22 protein-coding genes are annotated in these 25590 nt (G+C 66.0%); 2 read left to right on the top strand and 20 right to left on the bottom strand.

From position 1 onward, the window contains the following. Positions 1–18: 18 nt before the first annotated feature. From IGS60_RS05585 to IGS60_RS05555, 7 genes are read right to left on the bottom strand one after another with little or no spacing between them, the layout of a single operon-like run. Entirely contained in the window at positions 19–1092 is a 1074-nt protein-coding gene (locus tag IGS60_RS05585; protein ID WP_230502943.1) for an ABC transporter substrate-binding protein, read from the bottom strand. 33 nt (positions 1093–1125) lie between these two features. Next, positions 1126–2007, bottom strand: coding sequence for an ABC transporter ATP-binding protein (locus IGS60_RS05580; protein WP_230502941.1), 882 nt, complete (start codon positions 2005–2007; stop codon positions 1126–1128). After that, positions 2004–3284: an MFS transporter gene (locus IGS60_RS05575; RefSeq protein ID WP_230502940.1), complete on the bottom strand. Its 1281-nt coding sequence runs from the start codon at positions 3282–3284 to the stop codon at positions 2004–2006. Before IGS60_RS05575 ends, IGS60_RS05580 begins: the two co-directional genes overlap by 4 nt. Beyond that, positions 3277–4041 carry an ABC transporter permease gene (locus IGS60_RS05570; RefSeq protein ID WP_230502938.1) on the bottom strand — a complete coding sequence of 255 codons (765 nt, stop codon included), beginning with the start codon at positions 4039–4041 and terminating at the stop codon, positions 3277–3279. Before IGS60_RS05570 ends, IGS60_RS05575 begins: the two co-directional genes overlap by 8 nt. After that, positions 4038–4874 carry an ABC transporter permease gene (locus IGS60_RS05565; protein ID WP_083287941.1) on the bottom strand — a complete coding sequence of 279 codons (837 nt, stop codon included), beginning with the start codon at positions 4872–4874 and terminating at the stop codon, positions 4038–4040. Before IGS60_RS05565 ends, IGS60_RS05570 begins: the two co-directional genes overlap by 4 nt. Next, entirely contained in the window at positions 4871–5944 is a 1074-nt protein-coding gene (locus tag IGS60_RS05560; RefSeq protein ID WP_230502936.1) for an ABC transporter substrate-binding protein, read from the bottom strand. The genes IGS60_RS05565 and IGS60_RS05560 overlap by 4 nt, the downstream gene beginning before the upstream one ends. Before the next feature lie 22 nt (positions 5945–5966). Beyond that, positions 5967–6719 (bottom strand): class II aldolase/adducin family protein, encoded by a 753-nt coding sequence (locus IGS60_RS05555; protein WP_230502934.1) that lies wholly within the window; start codon positions 6717–6719, stop codon positions 5967–5969. Positions 6720–6979: 260 nt separating this feature from the next. Between IGS60_RS05555 and IGS60_RS05550 the strand changes: the two genes are divergently transcribed. After that, on the top strand, positions 6980–8032 hold the full coding sequence (locus tag IGS60_RS05550; RefSeq protein ID WP_230502933.1) for an ABC transporter substrate-binding protein: 1053 nt from the start codon (positions 6980–6982) through the stop codon (positions 8030–8032). A gap of 122 nt (positions 8033–8154) precedes the next feature. On the opposite strand, the gene IGS60_RS05545 is transcribed toward IGS60_RS05550, so the two are convergent. The 4 genes from IGS60_RS05545 to IGS60_RS05530 form a co-directional block, all read right to left on the bottom strand. Beyond that, a complete protein-coding gene (locus IGS60_RS05545; protein ID WP_230502931.1) occupies positions 8155–10527 on the bottom strand; it encodes a TonB-dependent receptor in 2373 nt (790 codons plus the stop codon). 224 nt (positions 10528–10751) lie between these two features. Next, on the bottom strand, positions 10752–11906 hold the full coding sequence (locus tag IGS60_RS05540) for an LLM class flavin-dependent oxidoreductase (RefSeq protein ID WP_230502929.1): 1155 nt from the start codon (positions 11904–11906) through the stop codon (positions 10752–10754). Positions 11907–11932: 26 nt separating this feature from the next. Further along, positions 11933–13015 carry an LLM class flavin-dependent oxidoreductase gene (locus tag IGS60_RS05535; RefSeq protein ID WP_230502927.1) on the bottom strand — a complete coding sequence of 361 codons (1083 nt, stop codon included), beginning with the start codon at positions 13013–13015 and terminating at the stop codon, positions 11933–11935. 233 nt (positions 13016–13248) lie between these two features. Continuing rightward, positions 13249–14439, bottom strand: coding sequence for a sigma-54-dependent Fis family transcriptional regulator (locus IGS60_RS05530; protein WP_306798465.1), 1191 nt, complete (start codon positions 14437–14439; stop codon positions 13249–13251). Positions 14440–14599: 160 nt separating this feature from the next. Between IGS60_RS05530 and IGS60_RS05525 the strand changes: the two genes are divergently transcribed. Beyond that, a complete protein-coding gene (locus IGS60_RS05525; RefSeq protein WP_230502925.1) occupies positions 14600–15937 on the top strand; it encodes an LLM class flavin-dependent oxidoreductase in 1338 nt (445 codons plus the stop codon). An 11-nt stretch (positions 15938–15948) separates the two neighbouring features. On the opposite strand, the gene hmgA is transcribed toward IGS60_RS05525, so the two are convergent. The 9 genes from hmgA to IGS60_RS05480 form a co-directional block, all read right to left on the bottom strand. Beyond that, positions 15949–17253, bottom strand: coding sequence for a homogentisate 1,2-dioxygenase (hmgA, locus tag IGS60_RS05520; RefSeq protein ID WP_230502923.1), 1305 nt, complete (start codon positions 17251–17253; stop codon positions 15949–15951). Continuing rightward, positions 17250–17435, bottom strand: coding sequence for a hypothetical protein (locus tag IGS60_RS05515; protein WP_230502921.1), 186 nt, complete (start codon positions 17433–17435; stop codon positions 17250–17252). The genes hmgA and IGS60_RS05515 overlap by 4 nt, the downstream gene beginning before the upstream one ends. Before the next feature lie 12 nt (positions 17436–17447). Continuing rightward, positions 17448–19127, bottom strand: a complete 1680-nt coding sequence (locus IGS60_RS05510) for an FAD-dependent oxidoreductase (protein ID WP_230502919.1) — start codon at positions 19125–19127, stop codon at positions 17448–17450. Between the two features lie 12 nt (positions 19128–19139). Continuing rightward, the gene (locus IGS60_RS05505) at positions 19140–20492 is read right to left on the bottom strand and encodes an MFS transporter (RefSeq protein WP_230502917.1); all 1353 of its coding nucleotides are present in this window, start codon (positions 20490–20492) and stop codon (positions 19140–19142) included. Between the two features lie 175 nt (positions 20493–20667). Beyond that, positions 20668–21486: a helix-turn-helix transcriptional regulator gene (locus tag IGS60_RS05500; RefSeq protein ID WP_230502915.1), complete on the bottom strand. Its 819-nt coding sequence runs from the start codon at positions 21484–21486 to the stop codon at positions 20668–20670. A gap of 18 nt (positions 21487–21504) precedes the next feature. Then, positions 21505–22014: a peptide-methionine (S)-S-oxide reductase MsrA gene (msrA, locus tag IGS60_RS05495; protein ID WP_230502913.1), complete on the bottom strand. Its 510-nt coding sequence runs from the start codon at positions 22012–22014 to the stop codon at positions 21505–21507. A 56-nt stretch (positions 22015–22070) separates the two neighbouring features. After that, complete coding sequence (locus IGS60_RS05490) at positions 22071–23414, bottom strand: MBL fold metallo-hydrolase (RefSeq protein ID WP_230502911.1); 1344 nt, start codon at positions 23412–23414, stop codon at positions 22071–22073. A 107-nt stretch (positions 23415–23521) separates the two neighbouring features. Then, positions 23522–24496 carry a porphobilinogen synthase gene (hemB, locus tag IGS60_RS05485; protein WP_035819309.1) on the bottom strand — a complete coding sequence of 325 codons (975 nt, stop codon included), beginning with the start codon at positions 24494–24496 and terminating at the stop codon, positions 23522–23524. Between the two features lie 112 nt (positions 24497–24608). Then, on the bottom strand, positions 24609–25511 hold the full coding sequence (locus IGS60_RS05480; RefSeq protein ID WP_230502909.1) for a DUF535 family protein: 903 nt from the start codon (positions 25509–25511) through the stop codon (positions 24609–24611). Positions 25512–25590 lie beyond the last annotated feature (79 nt).

Raw genomic sequence — 25590 nt, 5'->3', positions numbered from 1 at the left:
CGTTGACGTGCTTCCCGCTCAAGCCGCGCGGCGTGTCTGCGCCAGCGCCGCGTCAAAAGGACGGGGATCGATCCACGCGCGCACGTCGACCTTGCTGGGCAGGAAGTTCCAGCGGAACAAAAAGTCGCTGAAATCCTGCAAGCCCGCGATCGACGTTTCCGCCAAATCCGTGTCCAGGCGCAGATGGGCATCATTGCCGTAGGCCACTTGCACCCAGTGCTCGCTGGCATTCGATTCGCGCGCCAGAAAACGCCGCGTCTCGTCCGCATGGCCGCGCGCCCACGCTTCGGCCCGCAGCACTTGCTCCACCAGGGTCACGGCCGAGCTGAAATGGTGGTCAAGCAGGTGCGCATCGACGGTCAAGGTGCGCGGCGTGCCGTTATTGGCGCGGATCAAGGGCTCCGGATGGCTACCCGTGTCGATCACCGTGTGCAAGCCGAACTGCTGCGCCAGCTGGGCGGCCGACGCGCCTTTCAGGAAAATGGCGTCGACCTCGCCCCGCAGCAAGCCCAGCAGCTCCGGGCTTTGGCCGCCGCGCCGCGCGCCGCTGAACAGATTCGTTGCCGCACCCCGCTCCGGTGGCGTTTCGCTCTGGCCCGCTTGAATGACATAATCGACCAGTTCCACGTCGGCAGCCGTCAAACCTTCCAGGCTCAGCGCATTTTCCAGCCCGCGCAAGGCTTGCGCACGCGCAAAGTCGATCTGCGCCCTGGCCCACAGGGGCAAGCCGAAGCGCCGGCCCTTCAAGTCGCGCACCGTCTGAATGCCGCTGTCGGGCAGGGTCAATATCAGCTGCGTCTCGTCCGACCACGACAGGCCGATGACGCGCGTGTCGCGTCCCGCCGCACGCGCCCACAGGGCGGGAATATTGCCGCCGTGGCGCACGGAGTTCTGCAAGGTATGGTCGAAATGCGATTCGCGCACGGCTTCCTGGTCCGATTCGCGCAAGGAGCGCAAACTGGTACCGTCGGCGCGCAAGGCGTCTTCCAGCCAGCCCTGCTGCAGGGAAATGCCCAGGCCTGTGGGGACGGGACAGCGCGTGTACCACAGGGTGTCGAGTGCTTGGTTTGCTGCCTGACTTTCATTGCTCATGCTGTCTCTCCAGGTTGATGGATATCAAAAAAACTACAGCGCCATCCTGCGCGCCCATTCATTGCCATCCCACAGGGTGCTGGGATCCACTTCCTGCGCCACGGGCGCGTGCGTGTCGTCGAGGTCGCTGAAATCTGCATGCAAGCCGTCGCGGATGGCAACGAAACCGGGCGAACCGCGCTGGCGCGGGTGGGCCAGCGGCACGTCCTGCACGCGGCGCACCTTGCCCGGCCGCGCATCGAGCACGACGATGCGGTCGGCCAGATACACGGCTTCATCGATGTCATGCGTGACCATCACCATGGTGATGCCCTCGTCCTGCCACAGGCGGCGCAATTCCTGCTGCAAGCGCAAGCGGGTCAGCGCGTCGAGCGCACCGAGCGGCTCGTCCAGCAGCAGCACATCGGGCCGCCCGACGAGCGCACGCGCGATGGCCGCCCGCTGCGACATGCCGCCCGACAATTGATGCGGATAGGCATCCGCATAGCCGTCGAGGCCCACACGCGTGATTTCCGCCGCCACGCGCGCGTCGCGCTCGGCCTGCGGCACACGGGTATTGCTGAACGCCATGGCCACGTTCTGCTGCACCGTCAGCCACGGAAACAAGCGGTGATCCTGGAACACGAGGCCCCGGCGCAAGTCCGTGCCGCGGATCGGCACGCCGTCGTGCAGCAGCAAGCCCGTGTAGTCCGTATCGAGACCCGCCAGCAGACGCAGCAAGGTGGATTTGCCGCAACCGGAGGCGCCCACGATGGCGACGAATTCGCCGGGTGCAATCGTCAGGGAAATATCGTCGAGCACCAGCAGCGGCGCGCCTTTCAGCGAAAACGACTTGCTCACGTGCTGCACTTGCAAGCCGCCGCTCAGCTGCTGCCGCTGGGGCAGCAAGGTCGATGGAGAAACAAAATCATTCATGGTGCGCTCTCTGCAGTGGGGGCGAGGGAAGGAATGGCGGCGGGCGGCGCCCGGCGCAGCCAGCGGCTGCCGTGGAAACAGAGCCAGGCGGCCAGCCACGGAAACAGCCAGATCAGAAATACATTACGCAAGCCCGCCACGTCGGCCAGATGGCCGGCCGCCAGCGCGCCAGCCGTGCCGCCCACCATGCCGAACAGGGTCAGATGGGCGGAAACGCGGGCCTTGTCGACGGGGGCGCGGGCGATGTTGTCCGTATTGACGAGGTTATTCACGCCCAGGCCCAGTCCCAGCAGCACGGAGGCGCCCAGGTAGGCGACGCTGGACGGCCACAAGCCCAGGATCAGCAAGGCGGCCATGATGGCCAGGTGGGCGCCTCCATACAATTGCTCGCGGTAGCGGCTGGCCAGCACGAAGCGCCCCAGGAACAGCAGCACGAGCACGCAGCTGAGTCCCTGCACGGCCATCAGCCAGACGGAGTGGTGCGCAGGCCAGTGCAGCACGCGGATGGCCAGCAGGATGGAAAACACGCCCACGCTGGATGCCGTGAAGCTGGCAAGGATTTCGAACTGGTAAGTCACGCGCACGATAGGCAGGCACAGCAGCTCGCGCAGGCTGGCCGCACCGGGCAGCGCACTTTGTCCCATCTGCTTGCGCGGTGCCGTGTTATCCGGCAAAGTATTGTTGGGCAATACGTGCCAGCCCAGCACGGCCAGGATGGCGAACATCAGGGCGGAAATCAAAAAGCCCGCCTTCAGGCCCAGCTGCGCGATCAGGTAGTTGCCGCAGAGGGGACCCAGGAACTGCATGCCGAGGATCAAGGTGCCCTTGTACCAGCCCGCCTTGCCCTGCCCCAGTTCCGGCAGGCGCACGAGAAACACGGTGCTCATGGCCACGATGCGCAGCGAAATGCACAGTCCCACGAGAAACATCAGCAGGGCCACCCATTGCCAGCCGGGCAGCCACGGCAGCACGCAAAAGGCCAGCGCCAGGCTCAGGCTGACGCCCGCATACAAATGCTTCGGATTGCCGCGCGAAAGAATATAGCCGGCCGGAATCGTGCCCAGCGCCATGGCCAGGGTTTCCGCGCTGCTGATCGCGGCCAGCTGGAAATTACTCACGTGCAAATGCAAACCCAGCAAGGTGGCCAGCACCTTGTTCATGCCGATCGTTACGCCCGACAGCAGGGTCAGGCCGATAAAGCGCAGCAGGAAGGCGCGCAACTCGCCTTCGCGGGCACTGACGGCCGCGTCTGGCTGGAATGGCAGGGATTTACTCACTGCTGCGCCCCTTCACCAGCAAACGCGCGAGGCGCGCAAACGCCACGTTCATCGCTTGCGCCAGCAAGGCGATCACGAGCACGGCCAGCAGCACGACGTCCATACGGCCCGATACTTCACCGTTGAGCAACAGGGAACCCATGCCGGGACCGGCCGCAAACAGCAGTTCGCCGCCGAGGCAAGCGAGCCAGGCGAACGCCAGCGCATGCGTGACGCCGGTGACGATGGCCGGCATGGCGCCCGGCAACAGAATCTGGCGCAGGGTCTGCCAGCGCGTCAGGGTCAGCACCTGCCCCACTTCGCGCAGTCTCCCTTCCACCTGGCGCATGCCCGCATACGTGTTGAGCACGGTGGGATAAAAGGCGGCGATGGCGATCACGAGCAGCTTGGCGCCGTCGCCATTGCCCACCCACAATCCCAGCAAGGGAATCAGCCCCAACAGGGGGACTTGGCGGATGCTGTGGAACAGCGGGCCGATCAGCCGGTCCGCCAGCGGCGACTGCGCCATCAGCGCACCCGTGACGATGCCGGCGCTGCCGCCCAGCAGCAAGCCGGCCAGCGTGCGGCCCAGGCTGGCGCGCAGATGCACCCACAGTTCGCCCGTCCAGACCAGGTCGCGCAGGCTGTGCACCAGGTCGCCCAGCGAGACGAAGATGTAGGCGGCCGCCGCCCCCTGGCCCGATGCCCATTGCCAGACGCCCAGCAAGGCCAGCGGCAGCAGCGCGCCCTTGAAGATCACACTCAAACGTTGCTTCATGCGTTCTCTCCACTGCGCTTCCAGCGCATCAGCCGTGCTTCCAGCGCGTGGCAAGCCCGGTCCAGGCCGAAGCCGATCACGCCCGTCAGCACCACGCCCACCATCACCACGTCGAGGCGGAACATTTGCCGGCCCATTTCCATCATCTGGCCCAGGCCGCTGTCGGCGGCCAGCAATTCCGCGCCCACCAGCACCATCCACGAACGCGACAGCGCGATGCGCATGCCCGTCAGCGCGGCGGGCACGATGGCGGGCAGGACGATCAAACGGATGCGCTGCCAGCGCGAAAAGCAATACACTTGCGCCACCTCAAAGTAGCGCTGCGACAAGTTGCGGATGGCGTCATGCACGGCCAGCGCGACGATGAAGAAACTGGCCTTGGCCACGATAAACACCTTGAAACTCTCGCCTATGCCGAACAGCAAGATGAACAAAGGAATCAGGGCGACGGTCGGCAACTGGCGCAAGACATTGAAAGTGGGATCGACATAGCTGCGCAAGCCAGGCGACAGGCCCAGCACGACGCCGAAGGCCAGGCCCGCGCTGGCGCCCAGGCCGAAACCGGCCAGCAGGCGGAACAGGCTGATACCCAGGTGCTGGCCCAATTCTCCGCTTTCGGCCAGGTCCGCCGCCGTCAGCAGAACTTGCCAGGGCGACATCAAGATGTGCGCTGGCATCCACTCGAAGGTGGTGGCGGCCGTCCACAGCAGCAGCAAGGCCAGCGGCGATGCCCACACGGACCAGGGCGAGCGCACAAAACGCCGCAGCCAGGGAATGGACGCCGCATGCGCAGGCGCACAAGAGCGCGGCAAGGCGATAGTGAGGGAAGTCATGGCGCCCAGTACGTTTGCAATTTCAGCTGCGCCAGCGCCTGGTTGACGAACTGGGGCGCGAACAGGCTGTCGACTTGCAGGGGCCGCCCGATCAGGCCCGCGCTCTTCGCATATGCCGCCTCGCCCAGGTAATGCTGGCGCAGGCTGGCCGTAAACAATGGCGACCAGCGCGCCTGCCACGGCGTATGGTCGCCTGCCAGTTCGCGCCGCACCACGCTTTCCACCTGGCCCGCCGCCGCCTCCGTGCGCACATACTCGTCTTCGCCACCGGCGCCGGCGGCCCGGTGATGCTCGCGCACATAGGCCGTCACCACCAGCTGGGCCAGCTGCGGCCAGCGTTGCAGGAAACCGCTGTCGGCCCACAGTTCGGCGCGCATCTTCCAGTCCTGCGGCGGCGCCTTGCTGGACCAGATGATCTTGCCGACCTTTTTATCTTCCAGCAAAAAGGCGTCGCTGAGGGTAAAGAAGGCATCGGCGCCGCCCGTCGCCACGGCCGCCGCGCCCGCCTGCGGATTGAGGTTGAGGATTTTCACGTCGCGCAAGCTCATGCCATTCGCTTCCAGCAAGCGCGCGAACGGGTATTCCCACGGCCGGCCACGGTGCAGGGCGATCTTCTTGCCCTTCAGCTCCTTGATCGAGCGGGCCGTGGAGCCGTTCGGCACCATCAGGTAAGTGTTGCTGAAGCTGCCACCCGGCAAAATCAGCCGCGTCTGCAGGCCCGAGGCATTGGCGATGATCGATGGCAGGTCGCCATACTGGGCCAGGTCGATCGAGTGGTTGGCAAACGCCTCGTTGACTTGCGTCGCCACGGAATTGGTGGTGACGGGCACCCATTCCAGCTTCACGCCCAGCTTGCCCAGTTCGGCCGCCAGCCAGCCTTGGGCAGCCACCTGGGCGGCCGAACCGGCAAACACGGTCTTGCCGGACGGCGCCGTGCGCGCCACGACGGCGATGCGAACGGCAGCCGGCAGCGGCTCGGCCGCCGCCGCGATGGCTGGCGCCAGCAGGCTGGCCGCCATTACGGCGACAGACAGCTTGCGCCAGCTCAAACCTAAGAATTTCAATGACATTGCGGGCCTGTTCTCGTAAGGGTTACACCAGGTCGGTGGCAGGCAATAACGACAAGGCGCGCGCCGTTTCGATCAGCTTGCTCATCTTCCATTGCTGCAGCAGCACGCCGGGACCGAAGTCGCGCGAACCGCCGATGGCTTCGGCCGCGATCTGGATCTGCGCGCCCTCTTCCAGCAGCAGGATGAATTCGGCCAGCTTCAGCAAGCCCTGCTTGCCCCACACGGTGGCGCCGCCGTTCGCTTCCAGGATGGCCGTCGCATGCGTATTGCGCGCGATTTCGCCGAGGATGAAATCGACTTCCGGCTGGCGGCGGTCGATATAGATGGGAATTTCACGGATCAGCTGGAAGCGCTGCACGGGCACATAGCGGATCGGCAGGGTGCGATGCGTCTGCGCCCACGCACCCAGCGATGGCGAGTGCACGTGCGAAATCGACGTGACCTCGGGCCGCTCGCGGAACAGTTTCAGGTAACGCGCGCCGCCGTTGTTGGCGTCGCCCACGAGCACCGTGCCATCGAGCGCCAGCACGGCCGCCTTCAGGGACTGGCCGCGGCGGAACGGGCCCGGGTCGTTGACCACCACGACCTTGTCGCCGCCAGGGGTGCGCTCGACGAAGCCCACCGTGCCGTTGGCCGTCAGGCTGCCCGTCTCGCGCAAGCCGTCGAAGGCGGTCTGCGCATCGCGCCGCACCTGCTCCACGAAGGCCAGTTCGGCCGCCGTCAACTCCGGGGTTTGTACTTGCTCTGGTGCTTGTGCTTGTGCCACGTCCGTCATGTCATGCTCCATTCTTGAGGTTGAGGTACGAATCAGTCATGCCTCTACTTTCGCAAGACGCGTGCCAGCGCCGGGGCCGCACAAATGACGGAGCGCTGCTGCCTGCGCAACAGCGGCTGCTGGCATGGCAGCAGTGGTACGGATATGCACTGTCTGCCAGCCAGCAAGCGCGGTTCGGGGTCTGACCCGGCGGGTCAGACCCCGGCAGCAGGCATGTTTCGTGCAGCGTTCGGTCTTCCTCACCTTTACCAAGGAATCCCATGACTACCGCAACCTCCCCCGCCGTCGATACCGTCTGGTTCACCCGCTGCCCCGTGCCCACGGCCACGGGCCTGGCCTATAAACTGGGCTGGCTGGACGAAGAATTCGCCCGCGACGGCATCGCCTTGAAGACGCTGCAGGAAGTGGGCGGCGAGCTGGCGCGCCACCATTACGACCATGGCCTGTCCACGCTCGTGCGCGAAGGGGGCAACCTGCTGGCCTTGCCCGCGCGCGCGCAAGGGGCGCCCACGCGCCTGATCGGCCTGACGTGGATCGATGAATGGCAAGCCATCCTCGTGCGCCCCGGTTCCGGCATCGCCACGCCCGCGCAGCTGCAGGGCAAGCGGCTGGCGCTGCCCGTGTTCCGCGCCGAAGACTTGCGCGAGAACCGGCGCGGGCGCAGCATCGCGCGCGGCATGAGCCTGGCCGGCTACAAGGGCGTGCTGGCGTCCGCCGGCCTCACGCTCGACGATGTGCGGCTGGTGGAAGTGGGTGCCGACGCCCAGGCATCGGCCAATCTGGGCGCGGGCCTGTGGCAAGGCATAGGCCCGCTCCTGCGCGGCGAAGTCGACGCCGTCTACGTGAAAGGCGCGGCGGCGGCCGAGGCGGCCCGCGCGGCGGGGCTGGAAGTGGCCATCGACATCGACGCCCTGCCCGACCGGCGCTTCCGCGTCAACAACGGCACGCCGCGCCCGATCACCGTGCATGCAACCATGCTGGAACAGCATTTCGAGCTGGTCGTGCGCTTTTTGACGCAGACCTTGCGCGCCGCGCACTGGGCGCGCAGCCACAAAGAAGAGGTGCTGGCCATCCTGCAGGGCGAGACGCGGGCCGGCGCCGACGCCGTGGCCGAAGCCTACCGCGACGGTTTTCACCTGACCCTGGCGCCCGACCTGTCCGACGACAAGGTGGCGCTGTTCCGCCAGCAGAAGGATTTTCAATTGCAGCACGGTTTTCTCGACCGCGACGTCGATATCGACAGCTGGATAGACCGCCGGCCGTTGGAGGAAGCCCAGCGGCGGCTGGAGGCACTGCTGCGGGTAGCGGCTTGATGGTGGCGGCGTAGTGGTGTTGTCGGCTTACGCTGCGCTAAGCCGACCTACCGCTGCATTAAGCCGACCTACGGGAAAAAAGGCCGGCGAGTTTGCCGGCCTTTTACATCAGGCGGTCACGCTCAGAACTGCACCGTGTACGACGCGCCCACCGTGCGGCCCTGGCCGATGATGACGGTGTCGCCGTTGACGGCGCCGGGCACGAAGCTGGTCAAGGTGTGGTTGCGGTAGACCTTGTCGGCCAGGTTGTTCGCATATGCCGTGATCCGCTGCTTGCCGCCCGGGAGCACGTACGACAGGCGCGCATTGGCCAGGGCGAAACCGCCCTGATTCAGCAAGCCGCGCGCGTCGCTCTGCGGGTCGACATAGTAGTACTGCTTCGACGTGTAGCGCACGTCGCCGCTGAAGACCAGCTGCGCGCCATTGCCCAGCGGGTAGCGGTAGTCGGCCGCCAGCAGGGCCGTCACGTGGGGCGAGCGCACGAATTCGTTGCCGGAACGGTCGCCGCCATTGTTCTGGATGGCGAAGTCGTCGAATTCCGTGCGCAGCAGGCCCAGGTTGGCGTTGACGTGCAGATTGTCCGTCGGCTGCGCCTCGATCTCGAATTCCGCGCCGTTGACGTGGGCCTTGCGCACGTTTTGCAAGTAATTGACGCTTTGCGTGGGGTCGCCGTTGTACACGCCCGTGATATTGACCTGCACGTTCTTGTAATCATAGTGAAAAACGTTGGCGTTGAAATTCAAGCTCCCGTCCAGCCATTCGGACTTGATGCCCGCCTCGAACGAGTTCAGGGTTTCCGGCTTCACCGTATTGAGCGCCCGCACGTCCGTGGCGCTCGTGTTGTAGCCGCCCGACTTGATGCCGTGTGCGTATTTCAGGTAGCCGCGCAGGGTGCGGCTGAAGCGGTATTCGGGCGTCACGTCATACGTCAGCGCATTCCACGTGGTCGATGGATTCGACGTGAAGTTATTGTTGGCGACCGAGGCGGCCGTGTAATTGCCGCCCCGGACCGTGTTCCACCAGTTGGCCGCGTCGCCGAACGTCACCGTGTTCGAGACGGCCTGCACGCGACGCAAGTCGAGGTCCTTGGTTTCCGTGGTCCAGCGCAGGCCGAAGGTGGACAGCAGCTGCTCGCTGAAGTTGACGGTCGTGCTGCCGAAGATGGCCGCGCTGCGCGCCTTGTGCTGGTAGATGGTGCGGTTGTAGCCGACGGGCTGTGTGCTGCCCGCCAGCGCCGGCACCGTGCCGTTGGGCAGGCGCGCGCCGGCCGCATCGGCATCGATCTTTTCATTGAAGTAGAACAGGCCCGCCACCCAGCTCACGGCACCGTTCTGCGGCGACGTCAACCGCAGCTCCTGCGACACTTGCCGGCTGCTGGCCTTGGCGCGGCTGCGGCCCACTTCCAGCGGCGTATTGTCGCTGTCGCCCGTGGCCTCGTTCCTGAAATTTTCATAGCCGGTGATGGAGGTGAGGGTCAGCTCGCCCAGCGCATATTCGAGGTTCAGCTGGGCGCCGCCCTGTTTCACGTCGCTGTCGGCCGGCGCGTTCGTGCTGACGTCGTCGGGATTCGTGCTGGGGATGTAGCCGTTGCGGTACACGCCATTGGCGCCATAGCTGGCCACGGTGGTGGTGGCGCCCTTGGTCGTGTAGTCGCGGTAATGGAGGTTCAGGTTCGCCGTCAAGTCGCGCCCGATCAGGGCCTTGAGCTGGCCGCGGATGGCGCTGTCCTTGAGTTTTCCATCGCGCTCGCCCGTAAACTGGTTGTGGAAGCGGCCCCTGTCCTGCTGCTCCGTATGGAAGGACAGCCGCCCCGCCAGCACTTCGTCGACCAGCGCGCCGCCGATGGCGCCTTCGGCCAGCTTGGTGTCGTAGCTGCCGTAGTCAAGCTTGGCGTAGCCGCTGGACTTGAACGAAGGTTTGCGCGAGATCACGTTGATGGCGCCGCCCGTCGTGTTCTTGCCCCACAAGGTGCCTTGCGGGCCGCGCAGCACTTCCACCCGGTCCAGGTCGAACAGGGGAAAGCCCGTGGCGCTGGAATTGCTGATGTAGACGTCATCGAGGTAGAAGCCGACGGGATTCGGAAAATCCACCTGCTGCTGGCCCGCGCCCACGCCGCGTATCCACCAGCGCGGGCGGCCGTGCTGCTGCGTGCCGGCCGAGGCATTCGGCACGTAATTGAGGATTTCGCTGGCCGAGCGGCCGATGCCCGTGTCGAGCAGCTCCTTGCCACCCAGGACCGTGATCGCGCTGGGCACCTTCTGCGCCGATTCTTCGCGCTTTTGCGCCGTCACCGTCACCGATTGCAGCGAGGCGCCCTCGCCGGCGCCATTCGCGTCAGCCGCAGCGATGACATCGGCGCCAGGCGTTTCCGCATGGGCCAACCCTGGGGCGAGCATCAGGCCGCCGATGGCGAAGGCCGAGCGCAGCGCGCGGCGCACTGGCGTCAAATGAAGAGGAGATGGGGAGAAGGCGGCAGGGGCAGTCGAACGGCGCATGGGTGATTATCCTTGAGTAAAGTCAAAACGCGAGATGGTGATGACCTATATTGCAAGGGGCGTGCCCGCTGCCGCAGCGCAGCAAAATGGAAGTTAAGTGCTTGATTTCAAAGGGAGACTATCATCATGGTAGTGCTGTTGATTTGGCAGCAGCGCCGCCGCCGCGTGCTGCCTGCGCGACAGCAGTCGGTGGCGCTGCTGTCGCGGCAACAGGTGAAAGACGCTTAAGCGGCGCGCAGCAAGGCTGCCGTGTGGCCGCGTACGAGCGGCAGCACTTCCTCGCCCACCCTGTACGCTTCTTCCAGGTGCGGCGTGCTGGCCAGGATGAAGGCGTCGGCGCCCAGCTGCACCAGCTCGTCCAGGCGTTCGGCCACCTGCTGGTAGCTGCCGACGATGCCCTGCGTCTGCCCGCCGCGCAGCAGATTGAAGCCGGACCAGATATTCGGCGCCGTGATCAGGTCCTTGTAGCTGTTCAAGGTGGTCGGGCGGTTGCCCCGCTGGCGCGCCGCACCCACGGAATCGCCGCCATCGGCGCCGAGGAACTGGTGCAGGGTGGCGGCATCGACGGCCTCAAAGCCCTTGCGCACCTCGTCCCACGCCTCTTCTTCCGTGGCGCGGGCGACGATATCGACGCGCACGGCGCACTTGATCTTGCGCCCCAGCAGCGCCGTCTTTTCCTGCACGCGGGCGAATTTCTCGCGCAGCTGCTCGAACGGTTCCAGCCACGTCAGGTAGTAATCGGCGTGCTTCGAGGCCGAACCGAGGGCCGCGTCGGACGAGCCGGAAAAGTAAATCTCGGGGAAGTCCTGCTCCGACAACGGCGTGGCCAGGCCCGCGTCTTCCACCTGGTAGAACTTGCCCTGGTAGGAAAACGGCCCGCCGCGCCACACGCCGCGCACCACGTCGAGAAATTCCGTCGTGCGCGTGTAGCGGTCGTCGTGGCCGGCTGCATCGCCCCACCACAGCTGCGCCGGGCCGCCGCCGCCCGTGATGACGTTGTACAGGGCGCGGCCGCCCGTGGCCCGCTGCAGGCTGGCCGTCATGCGCGCGGCCACCACGGGGTTCAGAAAGCCGGGCTGGAACGGGATCATGAAACGGAAAGTGCGCGTTTCGCGCGCCAGCAGCGCGGAAATAGCCCACGGTTCATCCGTCATGGGAAACGACGGGATCAGGCCGCCCTGGAAGCCCGATATCTCGGCGGCGCGGGCGATTTCCGCCAGGTAGTCGATGTAGGTAAAACCGTCGGCGCCGCCGCCACCGAGGCCAGCTTGGCGCAGGTTGTCATTGCCGGGGAACCAGTCGCCGCGAAACGGCGTGCGGGCGCGGTGCGAACTTGGTTCGCCATGCGTGGGGATGCGCCAGAAAAAATCGATTGCCATGTGAAGTACTCCTTGGTAAGTTGGATTCAGGCCGCTTTCAGCGCGGATGCCGTCAACGATGCGCGCAAGGCTGGCAATACGTGTTCGCCGATGCGGTAGGCTTCCTCGAAATGGGGGATGGCCGCCAGCACGAAGCTGGAAACTCCGGCCTGCGCGTACGCTTGCAGCGCGGCGGCCACCTGCGCATAACTGCCGACCAGGGCGCCGTGGGAGCCCGTCTGCGCTTGCGCAAAGCCGGGCCAGAACGCGGCGGCGCTGCCGTCGGACGGCAGTTCGTCGGGCAGGCCCGCGCCGCTGCGGTAACGGCGCGCGTCGCGCAAGGCTTCGTCGAACGTTTCACGGGCCAGCACGTCGATGCGCAGGCCCGCCGCCACGGTGCGGCCCAGCTGGCGCGCCTGCGTTTGCAGGCTGCCGATGGAAGGCTGCAAGTCCGCCAGCGGTGCCGCATCGAAGACGTGCACGTCGGCCTGGCGCGCCGACAGGGCCAGCGCCTCGGGCGTCTCCCCCGTCAGGTAAATACTATTCACAGCATGGTTCGCCAGCGGCCCCTTGAAGCCGCCGTCCTGCACCTCGAAGAACCTGCCCTTGAAGCTGAACGGCGACGTGTTCTGTACGCCGCGCGCCACCGTGATGAATTCATCGATGCGGGGCAGAATATCGGCGTCCGGCGCCGCATCTCCCTGGCGCCTGCGCGCGGCCGCATCGCCGCCGTGGCCGATCTGCCAGGCGAAGCGCCCGCCCGTGAAGCGCTGGAAGCTGACGGCGTTCTTTGCCGCGTACACGGCAGAACCCCAGGCCGCGTCGAATTCGGCGATCAGCTTCAGGTGGAGCGTGCTGCGGGCCAGATAGCCGGCGACGATCCAGCTTTCATCGCCCTGCGTATCGTGGCGCACCTGGATGCCGTCGAAGCCGGACAGGTCGGCCGCGCGGGCGATCTGGTGCAGGTAGTCGAAGTAATTGAACGGTGGCCGCGCACCGCGCGGGTCGCTCACGCCCGCCTGCAGGGGACTGGGCGCGCCAGCGGCCCGTTCGCCCCGGCGCGTGATGCCGGGCGCCGCGTAACGGCCGTCGCAGCTGGTGGGCAATTGCCAGATGAATTCGATGGTCATGCATGGACTCCTGTCGTGGGTCGAAGAAAACACCGCCGCACATTGGTGCGGCGGCCTGCCCCTCCCTCCTCGCAGAAAGCATGCCATGCGCTAGATACCCATCGACGTCCGAAGCTGCTGCTTGCGCAGCAATCGGCTGTACTTATGGCAGCAATGTGCTGCGCGTGCAGCAGCCATGAAAAAAGCCGGAGCCGCAGCGCTGCGGGTCCGGCTCCAGGAGATCCATCACGCGCCTAGTCGATGGCGCCCGCCTTTTTCAAAAAGGTGCGCAGGATGTTGCGGCTCAGGTTCAGGTGTTTCGCCGTGCGCACCTGGTTGCGCTCATTGCGCTCCCACGCGGCGCGCACCAGTTCCTGCTGCATCGCTTCGAATTCCACGGCCTCGCCCGAGTCGAGCAAGGCTTGCCAGGCGCGGGCAAAGCGCTCGGCGGCCAATAAATCGTCCTGGCCGGCCGCGCCGTGGGCCGCGTAGGCGATGTCGGCGCCGCCGGCCCACGCGTCCGGCACGGGCACAGGGGCCGATGCAGGCGCCGGAGCGCGGTGCCAGCCCGACAAGCTCAGGTCTTCGGCGCGCACGACGCCGCTGCGGCACACGAGCAGCGCGCGGTGAATGACGTTTTCCAGTTCGCGGATATTGCCCGGCCATGGATAGCTGAGCAAGGCCTCCTGCGCATCAAGGTCCAGCTCCACCTCGCCCAGGTGCAGGCGCTGCGCATAGAGGGCCATGAAGTGGCGCGTCAGCGGCATGATGTCGCCCGGGCGTTCTCGCAATGGGCGCAGCGGCAGGCCGATCACCTGCAGGCGGTAATACAGGTCTTCGCGGAAGCGCCCGGCCCGCACGGCTTCGGCCAGGTCCACGTTCGTGGCGGCGATCAGGCGCACGTCGATGGGAATGGCGCGCCGCGCGCCCAGGCGCACCACTTCGCGCTCCTGCAGCACGCGCAGCAGCTTGACCTGCATCGCCAGCGGCAAGTCGCCGATTTCATCGAGGAACAGGGTGCCGCCGCTGGCCGTCTCGAACCAGCCCGGCTTGCCCTGCTGCGCGCCCGTAAATGCTCCCTTTTCATAGCCAAACAGTTCGCTCTCGACGAGGGTTTCGGAAAACGCGCCGCAGTTGATCGCCACAAAGGCCTGCTCGGCGCGCCCGCTCAAGCCGTGCACATGGCGCGCAATCAGCTCTTTTCCCGTCCCCGTCTCGCCCGTGATCAGCACCGTCGCCTCGCTGGGCGCGATGCGTTCGATCAGTTCATGCAACTGGCGTGAACGGGGGTCGGCAAAGACAAAGGCCGTGGCGCGCACCAGCAAGCTCATTTGCTGCGGGTCGCGGAAGGCGACGAGCGCACCATCATCGTCGGCGCTGGCGCCGCGGGCCAGGTGAGCGCTGCGCGCGAAATCGCTGCTGAAATTGTGGGCTAAGAGTTCCATGGGCCGACTATACCGCGTGCCATCTGCAGGCGTGAACGAATGGTGCCGCGCTAGCTTATCCGGATTTTGCATATACGGGCGCTGGCCCCTTGCTGGCCCGAAGCTTGCATCAGTATTGTTGACGCAGATCATGTCGCCAACCCACCACGGAGCTTCCCCCATGCCAGCACGCCAGCTCGTCCTGAACGTCTTTTTGCAGCGCCACGGCCACCACCCTGCCGCCTGGCGCCATCCGTCCGCCAGCGCCAGCGGACGGCCCGACCTGGCCTGGTGGCTGCGCGCCGCCAGGCTGGCCGAGGCGGCCAGGTTCGACAGCTTTTTCATCGCCGACTTCATCGGCCGCGCCGGCGACGTCACGCCGGACACGGGCCGCGCCGCCATCGGCCTGCCGTTCGAACCCTTCACGCTGCTGTCGGCGATTGCCGCCGTCACCAGCCACATCGGCCTGATCGCCACCGTCAACACGAATTACGAGCACCCGTATCACGTGGCGCGCAAATTCAGTTCACTCGACCACCTGAGCGGCGGGCGCGCGGGCTGGAACGTCGTGTCCTCGTTCGCCGAGCATACGGCGCGCAATTTCGGCATCGATGCGCCGCGCAGCCACGCGCAGCGCTATGCGCGCGCCGATGAATTCGTCGCCCTGTCCAAGGCCCTGTGGGATAGCTGGGACGACGATGCCTTCGACCGGCCAGACCGCGCCGGCGGCCGGTTCTACCAGCCGGCAGCCGGCCATGCGCTCGATTTCCAGGGCGAGTATTTCGCCTCGCAAGGCTTACTGGACTTGCCCCGCCCCGTGCAGGGCCACCCCGTGCTGGTCCAGGCGGGCAATTCCGAGACGGGCCGCGAATTTGCCGCGCGGCTGGCCGAGATGGTGTACTGCTCCGCCACCTCGCTGCCCGTGGCGCAGGCGTATTACGCGGACGTGAAAGGCCGCATGGCGAAATATGGCCGCGCCGAAGATCAATTGAAAGTCACGCCGGGCCTGTCCGTCGTGGTGGCGGAGTCGGACCAGCAGGCGCAGGACCAGTTCGGCGAGCTGCAGGACCTGGTCGACTTCAGCAACCTGGAATTTGGCGGCTTCGACTTGTCCGGCTATCCGCTCGACGGCCCCCTGCCCGACCTGCCCTACGAGGCGGGCGACAATGGCAAGGGACGTTTTCAACAGCAGCTGGAGCTGGCCCGCCGCGAGCACCTGACCTTGCGCCAGCTGGTGCTGCGCTTTCGCGTGGCGCGCGGCCACCTGCAAGCGATCGGCTCCGTCAAGACGGTGGCCGACGCGATGGAGCAGTGGTTCGTGGAACGGGGCGCGGACGGCTTCAACGTCGTGCCGCCCCTGCTGCCGCAAGGCTTCGAGGACTTTACGCGGCTGGTGGTGCCGGAACTGCAGCGGCGCGGCCTGTTTCGCACCGAGTATGCGGCCAGCACCCTGCGCGGCCACCTGGGACTGGCGCGGCCCGCCAACCCGCATACGCTGGGGCGGGCGCGGGCAGCCTGAGCAAGGCTAGACTAGGCTTGATCCGGATCAAAATGCTTGCGCAAGCCTTGCCAGCATTCGAAATAGTCGTTTTGCAGCAGGCCGCCGTCCAGCGCGAACGGCGTGGGCTTGAGGATGGTGCGCGTCTCGAACATGAAAGCCATGGTATCGGCCACCTTCACGGGCGCGGACGTATCGCTGTGCGAGGCTTTCTCGAACGTCTGCGCATCGGGGCCGTGGCCGGACATGCAGTTGTGCAGGCTGGCGCCGCCAGGTACAAAACCGGCCGCCTTGGCGTCGTACACGCCGTGGATCAGCCCCATGAATTCGCTGGCCACGTTGCGGTGGAACCAGGGCGGGCGGAACGTGTGCTCGGCGGCCAGCCAGCGGGGTGGGAAGATGGCGAAGTCGATCGCGCCCAGCAGCGGATTTTCGCTCGGCGCCTGCAGCACGAGGAAGATCGACGGGTCCGGATGGTCGTAGCTGATGGAGCCGATGACATTAAAGCGGCGCAAATCGTATTTATACGGTGCGTAATTGCCATGCCAGGCGACGACGTCGAGCGGCGAATGATCCAAGGTCGTGCGCCACAGATGGCCGCCGAACTTGGCCACCAGTTCGCAATCGCCCTCGATATCCTCGTAGGCCGCGTGCGGCGTGAGGAAGTCGCGGCTGTTGGCCAGGCCATTCGAGCCGATGGGGCCCATATCGGGCAGGCGGAAGGCGGTGCCGAAGTTTTCGCACACATAACCGCGCGCCAGGCCGTCCGGCAGGGTCACGCGGAAGCGCACGCCGCGCGGGATCACGGCGATTTCCTGCGGTTCCAGTTCGATCAAGCCCAGTTCCGTGGCAATCGCCAGCCGCCCTTCCTGCGGCACGACCAGCAATTCGCCGTCGGCCGAATAAAAGAAACGCTGCATGGAGCGGTTGGCCGAGTACACGTGGATGGCGCAGCCGCTCATCGCTTCGGCGCTGCCGTTTCCCGCCATCGTTTGCCAGCCATCGATGAAATCGACCGGCGTGGCGCTGTCGGGCAGCGGCAGCGGGTCCCAGCGCAGCTGGTTCGGCGGCGTCGGCGGCATGGCGTGGAAATCGCTGACGATGCGCGTGTTCGCCAGCGGCGTGAATGGCGGATGCTGGCTGGCCGGGCGGATGCGGTACAGCCAGGAACGCCGGTTCTGCGCGCGCGGCGCCGTAAACGCCGTGCCCGACAACTGCTCCGCATACAGGCCCAGCGGCGCCTGCTGTGGCGAATTCTGTCCCTGCGGCAAGGCGCCGGGCACGGCTTCCGTGGCAAATTCGTTGCCGAAGCCGCTTTGGTAGCCGGCGCCTATCATGCGCGCACCGCCAGGCCGTCGGCCGCGTCGCGCAGCAAGCCTTGCACCACGTCGGCCTGGCCGATGGCGCCCATGGCCAGCAAGGCGAAGCGGGCCAGGAACAGCGGCGAGCGCTGTTCGCCCAGGCCGCCCATGGTGTGGCACAGCTCGGTGTAAAGATTGTCCAGTTCGATGTCGGTCATATGATCTCCTTGTTACTTTGATTGGGCGATGCCGGCCGCTGCCAGCGCTGCCACCACCTGCCCCACCCTCACCTGGCGCCAGCGCCCCAGCACGTGTCCATCCGGGCGCACGAGATAAAACGTGCCTGGCTGCGCGTCGAACAGCGAGCATACCTGTGCCGTGTGGTCGCAGGCGCCCCCTTGCTCCCCGCTGCAGGCAATCGCCACGGTCGTCAGCGGCAAGCTGTCGCCCAGCGCCAGCAGTTCCGCGGGCACGGCGCCATCCTCGCTGAAATACAGGCCCGTGAAATGGCCATCCGCGCGTTTGAGCAAATCGGTAATATACCGCGCTTTTTGGCCGCCGTTGTGCGGCAGCGCCAGCGGGCACTCGGGCAAGACCGTGCCGGGCGCGGGACCGGCCGCGAACACGTCCAGCTCAGGCGCATTCAAGGCCGATTGCGCATACGCGATGGCGCTGGTCTGGCGCGGGTTGATCAGCGAGCGCACGTGTGCGTGCTTGCCCGCCAGGCCCAGCACTGCCGTGCGCATCAGTTCGAAGGCGAACGTGGGCGGCGCCATGAATTCCGTGCTTTTCGTGCCGTGACGCAGGTTTTCATGGGCGGCGTACGCACGTTCATTCGAATAGCTGTCGAGCAAGCTATCAGGCGCCTGCCCCTTGACGACATAGGCGAGTTTCCAGGCCAGATTGTCGGCGTCGTCGATGCCGGAATTGGCCCCGCGCACGCCGAAGATCGGCACCAGGTGGGCGGCGTCGCCCGCGAACAACACGGCGCCGTGCCGGTATTTGTCCAGGGTCAAGGCGTTGGCTTTATAAATGGTGATCCACACGGGGTGCCATGGCTGTGTCTCCCCCATCATGGCCAGCAGGCTGTCGACGCGGGGTGCCACGTTTTCCAGCAGCACCGCCGCCTGCGCATCCTCATCGTCGCGTAGCTGGTAATCGATGCGCCAGATATCGTCTGGCTGCTTGTGCACCAGCACGGTCGAGCCGGGGTTCGACGGCGGGTCGAAATACGCGAGGCGCTCCGTGGGGCGCTCGCTTTTCAAATGGATGTCGACGATCACATAGCGGCCTTCATAGCTGGTGCCCTGCAATTTCAAGCCCAGCGCCTCGCGCACGGCGCTGCGCCCGCCATCGGCCGCCACCAGCCAGTCCGCGTCGATGGTGTAGGTGTCATCGGGCGTGGCCAGCGTGACCGTGGCGCCATCGGCGCGCTGCTGCACGCCAGTGACGCGCGTTTGCCAGCGGATATCGATTAGCTCCGGCTGGCGTTCGGCCGCATCGAGCAGGAATTGCTCGATATGGTATTGCGCCAGGTTAACCATCGGCGGCAATTTCTGGTTCGCGTCTTGCGGCATCGTAAAGTGCAGCACTTCCTCGTCGCGGTAAAAACTGCGGCCGCCCGCCCACGGCAAGCCTTTGCTGATAAAACCGTCGAGCGCACCGAGGCGGTCGATGATTTCCAGGCTGCGCCGCGAGATGCAGATGGCGCGGCTGCCCGTGCAAACGCCATCGTCCGCCTCGATCAGCACCGAGCGCACGCCGTGGCGCGCCAGGCCCAGGGCCGTGGCCAGGCCCACGGGGCCGCCGCCGACGATCAGGACCGGGACGTGCTGCGTGCCGGCGCCCGCAGGCTTGCCGGGCGGATACACTTTCGGCACATGGGGATAAGGGTGAAACGTGTCGCGCATGATGGTGTCCTCTCAAGAATGTGTTTTGCCGCCGCGCGCAATCGGCAGGGTCAGCACGATGGCAGCCCCGGCCACCAGCAGCACGCTCGCATACAGCAAGCCCGTGGCAAAGCTGTGCGTGAAATCCTTCAGCCAGCCCACGACGACGGGATTGAGGGCCGAGCCGATATTGCCCGTGGCATTGATGACGGCGATGCCGATGGCGCGCGCGCCCAGGCTCAGGGCCCGGTCCGGCGTGGTCCAGAAGACCGACATGGCCGTGTAGGCACCCGTCGAAGCCATGCACACGCCCAGCAACTGCAGCACGGGATTGCCAGAATAGGCCGTCAAGAGCCAACCGGCGGCCGACAGCAGCATGGGCCAGACGATATGCCAGCGGCGCTCCTGCAGCCGGTCCGAGCGGCGGCCCCACAGAATCATGCCGATGACGGTGCAGACCTGCGGTATCGCCGCCAGCAGCCCGATCTGGGTGTTGCTGGCGCCGCTATTGAAACTTTTCACGATCAGCGGCGTCCACACGGCCACCATGGCCAGGGTGTTCACCAGACAAAAGTAGGCGATGCCGAATTTCAGCACGGTGGGCGACAGCATTTCCGCCAGCACGGAGACTTTTTGCCGGGGCGCATCAGGCTTGTGCTCGGCGGCCAGCATGCGCGCCAGCACCTGCTGTTCCAGCTTGCCCAGCCAGTTTGCCTTGTTGGGCGCGTCGTCGAGGTAGCCGTAGACGGCCAGGCCCAGCAGCACGGAAGGCATGCCTTCGAGCAAGAACAGCCATTGCCAGCCCTTCAAGCCCCAGTGGCCGTCCAGTCCCAGGATCAGACCGGACAGGGCCGAACCGATGGCGGCCGTGACGGGCATGGCGATCATGAACAGCGCATTGGCGCGCGCCCGGTAGGCGCTGGGAAACCAGTACGTGAGGTAGAGCAGCATGCCGGGCAGAAAGCCCGCCTCCGTCACGCCCACTAAAAAGCGCAGCGCATACAGGCTGGCCGGGCCGCTGGCGAACAGGGTCGCCGTCGAGGCCAGGCCCCAGGCGATCATCATGCTGCCTATCCATTTACGCGCGCCGATGCGCGCCAGCACGATATTGCTGGGGATGCTGCAAGCGATGTAGGCGATGTAAAACAGGGTGGTGGCAAAGCCGAACTGGGTGCCGGACACGCCCAGGTCTTGCATCATGGTCAGGCCGGCAAAGCCGATGTTGATGCGGTCAAGAAAGGAAAACACGAACAGCAGGAACAGAAAACCCAGCAGATGGCGCGATACCTTGCGCATCACCTGCTGTTCCAGTTGCACGCTGGCCGCGTCGAGGACGGGCGCCGGGGTGGCGGCGATGGCGGGGGTGGCCCCTTGGGCGATGGTCATGCTTGTCTCCATAAGGTGTCGCCCTCCCCTTGTTGATTTTATTGGGTGAGAGCGGCCGGGTGATCCCGGCTTGAAACACAGTATGCAGACGCGCGCCGCGAACCCTGTCCCCATTTTGGGGACATTTCGCGGCGAACACAGTCAAAAAGTCGGAGCCCTCCCTACATCCAAGGGACTAGACAGGCGCTGGCGCCATGCACAGGGCAAACAACTGGCGCTGGCTGGAAATGCCCAGGCGTTTATAGGCGCGCTTCTGGTAGGTGATGACGCTCGATGGCTGCAGGCCCATGGTCTCGGCGATTTCCACGGCCGTGAAGCCTTCGAGCATGCAGCGCAGCACATCCAGTTCGCGCTTGCTCAAGGCGGGACAATGCTGGCGCAACCTTGCCAGCATCATGGGCGCGACACCCTGCGCGGGCTGGCCGTTCAGGCTGTAGTGGTACTTGGCCGCATGGGCGAACAGCGGCGACAGGGTTTCGATGGCGGCGATTTCGCCAGGCTGGAACTGGCCCTGGCTGCTGTCGCGGTAAAAATTGACGGACAACCAGATATCGCCGGCCGGCTGCACCAGCAAGGACAGCCGATCCGAGACATTCGGTTTTTGATAGCAGGTGGCGCGGTAGCCGGGATGGTCGATCTCGTCGCTCGCTTGCTGGTGCAGCACGATGGCGGGATCGATTTTCCGCCCGGGCGCGGGCGCGATCACGCGCTGGTTGCCGTCGAGCGCATAGTAATGGCGCGCGTAGCTGTCCGCGATATCCTGCAGGAAACGTCCGCCGCGCCGGTCGGCCACGGCCACCGTGCGGGGCCGGTTGCCGAATTCATAGGCAAAGATCGTGCACTGGGAAATGGGCGCGGCCGTGCTGACCGTCTTCAGGATGGCCCCGGCGACGGCATTCACGTCGGCATGGCCGATGGCGGCCACCAGATCGAGGGCGCGCCCCAGATCCAGCTGCCCTTCCGCCTGCCGCCGCTCCACCTGCCAATAGCGCATGGCCGTCTCCCGTGACGCTTATTGTTGACGCTGCGGCAAGACCCAGTCCGGCCGGATGTAGTGGCAGGTGTAGCCGTGCGGCAAGCGCTGCAGATAATCCTGGTGCTCGGGTTCCGCTTCCCAGAACGGGCCGGCCGGCGCCACTTCCGTCACCACCTTGCCGGGCCACAGGCCGGAGGCGTCGACGTCGCGGATCGTGTCTTCGGCCACGCGCTTTTGCTCGTCGTTCATGTAGAAGATGGCCGAACGGTAGCTGGTGCCGCGGTCGTTGCCCTGGCGGTCCGGCGTGCTGGGATCGTGGATCTGGAAGAAAAATTCCAGGATCTTGCGGTAGCTGATGGTGCTCGGATCGAAGATGATCTCGATCGCTTCCGCATGCGTGCCGTGGTTGCGGTAGGTGGCGTTGGCGACGTCGCCGCCGCTGTAGCCCACGCGCGTGGCGATCACGCCCGGATAGCGGCGCAGCAAATCTTGCACGCCCCAGAAGCAGCCGCCGGCCAGGATCGCGGTTTCGTTGTCTTGTGCCATGGTGTCTTTCCCGTTCTCGTCAGAAGCAGCTATCTTACTCTGTCGCGCGACTTTCTTCAGCGGGCCAGCAAGCGCTTGAGCTGCGCCGCCTGGTAGGCGCCGATGGCGTCATTGAACAGGCAGCGTATCAGGGGATCGTCGACGACGTCGGCCTCCGCCAGTGCGGCCCGCGCCCCGGCATCGAAAGGACCGTCATTGATGCGCATGTACATCGACGTCAGCGATTCACCGAGCACCAGCGCCGCATGGCATTTCACCAGCGGCACCTCGGTGGTCCAGCCGGGCGCTTCGTTCGTCTCCGGCACCAGGTCGATCAAGTCGCCATGCGTGCGGTAATGCACGACGGTGGCTACGCCGTCATGGCCATACAGCGACAATCGCCACAAACGCGGTTGCTGGAAGTAGCTGTCCTCGGGCAGCTCCATGTCGCGGTAGCGCTCGAGCAAGCCACCCTGGCAAAAATCGAGCACCAGCGCCGTGTCGGCGGCACTCAAGGGTGCGAAACGGCGGGCGATGTCCGCCGTGGCGGGCGGCGGCGCGTCGGGACGGTAATCGAAATCCACGTCCTGCGGTCCGACCGGGAGCACCCAGGGCAAGGGTTCGGCGCTGCTCACTCCGTGCGCGTCGAGCAGCACGGCCGTCGACGGATCGAGGCGGAAGATGTGCGCCTCGGGCAGCGCGGCGCCGATTTCATCGGCAAAGCGGCGGTAGGTAACGGGGAACATCGCGTGGTTGTACCAGGACCAGTCTTCCTGCACGAACTGGCAGGAGCTGGGCACGAGGTAACGGGGCGCCAGCGCGCGCAGCTGCGGCACCCAGTCGTCGGGAAGTTCGACCGGGCCTCGCGCTGCCAGCGACGGCGCGATGACGGCGATCTCGCGCATGGTCTGGAATGGCCACAGCACCATGTCCCACGGCGCGAACGCGGCCAGCTGCGCCAGCGTCTCGGGGCCGATCCACGAGTCGACGACGTTTAATACGTTCAAACCCGCCGCGCGCACCTGGAACAGCGAATCGACGTCGTCGTCCAGCGCCCGGCGCGGGATCACCTCGATGGCGCCCACGCGCACGGCCACGTCGATGTGCAGGCGCTGCACTTGCGTAAAGCCGAGCGCGCGCAGCATCGCGAACAGTTCGTCGAAGACGCAGTACAGATAGATGGGCGTGGCGCGGTCGAGCGCATCGAGGCTGTCGAGCGAGCAGTGGTCGTCATGGAAGTGCGAAATGAAGACGGCGTCCCAGCGCAGCCGGCGCACGGCGTCGAGATCGAAGCGCACGGACGGAAACGCGTGGCAGTTGCGGCTGAAGGGGTTTTCAACGATGGGATCGAAGGCGATGGCCGTGCCTTCGCATTCGAAGACATAGCCGGCGTGCAGGATGCGGGAGATTTTCAGGGGCATGGGCGTGAGGAATGCAGAGAGAGCCCCTGCAGCGTAAATGCTGGGGTCAGACCCGCCGGGTCTGACCCCGGATTTTGCTTTCGGGGTGAGAAAAACGCCGGGAATGCTCAATACGGATTATTCAGCACATCCATCGCAAAGTACGTAAAGATCATGTCCGCGCCCGCGCGCTTGATGGCGCCCAGGGTTTCCTGCACCACGCGGCGCTCGTCGATGGCGCCCGCCTGGGCGGCGAACTTGATCATCGCGTATTCGCCGCTGACCTGGTAGGCGCCGATCGGCAGGCGCGTCACTTCGCGCAGGTCGCGGATGATGTCCAGGTAGGCGCCGGCAGGTTTCACCATCAGCGCGTCCGCGCCTTCGGCTTCGTCGATTAAGGACTCGCGCACCGCTTCGCGGCGGTTCATCGGGTCCATCTGGTAGGTCTTGCGGTCGCCCTTCAGGGTGCTGCCGGCCGCATCTCGGAACGGGCCGTACAGGCCGGAGGCGAACTTGGTCGAATACGCCATCACGGGCGTGTCGTGGAAGCCGGCCGCATCTAACGCGCTGCGGATCGCCGCTACCTGGCCATCCATGGCGGCCGAAGGGGCGATGATGTCGGCGCCCGCCTGGGCCGCGATGACGGCCTGCTTGCCCAGGTTCAGCACCGTGCTGTCATTGTCGACCGTGTCGCCATGCAGGATGCCGCAATGGCCGTGGTCCGTGTATTCGCAGAAGCAGGTGTCGGACATGACCACCATTTCCGGCACGGCGTCCTTGATGATGCGCGACATGCGCGCCACCAGGCCGTCCGGGTTCAGGGTGTCCGTGCCGTGGCTGTCCTTGTGGTGCGAAATGCCGAAGGTCATGACGGAGCGCAGGCCGGCGCGCGCGTAGCGCTCGACTTCCTGCGCCAGCTTCGCCTCGGGAATGCGGCGCACGCCGGGCATGGACTTGATGTCGATGAAATCGCTGCTGCCTTCGTCGACGAAGATCGGCAGGACCAGATCGCGCGGATTGATCTCGGTTTCGCGGAACAGCTCGCGCAGTTGCGGGGTCGCGCGCAGGCGGCGCATGCGCGAAGTGGGGAATTGTGCTGGCATGGGGTGACTGGCTTCAGGTTAACAACGCCGATAAGTATACGCCGATCGCGCCGCTTGCGCCGGGCTGCCCGGCAAAAAAGCCGCGCAGGTCAAAAAAGACCGCCCTGCGCCGTCATTGCGGCTGCAACAGGGCCGCCACTTGCCAGCGCATGTCCGCCGCCAGCTGCACCAGCATGGCGCCGCGGCGGCGCGCATCGGCGCGTTTTTTCGACGGCACCAGCTCCAGGTCCGGCATCCGGCAAGGGCCGCATGGCAGGCGGTAATTGCCGTCGCCGGCAGGCAGCGCATGCAGTTCGCGCCACGCCAGGTCGTAATCGCACGAGATGTGGCGGCGCCGGCGCCAGTTCAGCGCGATGCGGTTGGCGTTGCTGACCAGGTCCAGGTGGCCGCAACCGAAAAAGTCGCCCAGGTCGCGCAAGGCGGCCACCATCAGGTTCTTCGGCCGGCAGCCGTGCAGCGCCCGCGTGGCGTCCTTCACCGCCTGCGCGCCCGCCTGCGAGCGCAAGCCCTGCAAGGCGCCCAGCTGGATGACGGCGCCGCCGGGCTGTGGACGGAACAGGAAACTGGCCAGGTACAGCGACACGCCGTCGCGCGTCAGGCGCAGGCACAGGTCCCCCTCGCGGTGGCTGTCGTGGATGGCCGTCAGCTGCAGGCGGTAGATGGCGCCATCCTTGCCCTCGATGGCGGCCAGCACCAGCGCGCGGCGCGCCGCGTATTCCACCAGCGGCCGCGCGCCCGCCTGCCACAGGAAGCGGTAATGCCCGCGCAGCAGGTCGACCCTGGCCGCGCAGCCAAACTGGCGGCTGGCGTAGGGGCGGTAAATCTTGTACAGCAGGCTGGGATGGGCGTGCGCCAGCGCCGCCAGGCCAGGCGTGCCTGCGACAAAGGCTTGCCAGCGCGCGCGCTGCAGCGGAAACACCAGGGCGCCCAAGGCGGCCTTGAGGCGGTGGCCATGCTGGCGCAGTGGCGCCTGCTGCGGCGCGGTGTTGTCGCCGGCGGCGGTAAAAGTATGCATGCGAACGGCTCTACGACGGGTCTGGACAGGCAAGCCGCGACAGGTCGCGGGCAGCCCGGGACAGGCGGCTGCGCGCACG

This window comes from Janthinobacterium sp. FW305-128, assembly GCF_020858135.1.
Classification (GTDB): Bacteria; Pseudomonadota; Gammaproteobacteria; order Burkholderiales; family Burkholderiaceae_D; genus Janthinobacterium.
The sequence above is the reverse complement of the archived record's forward strand: the minus strand, read 5'-3'. Positions and strand labels throughout refer to the sequence as shown.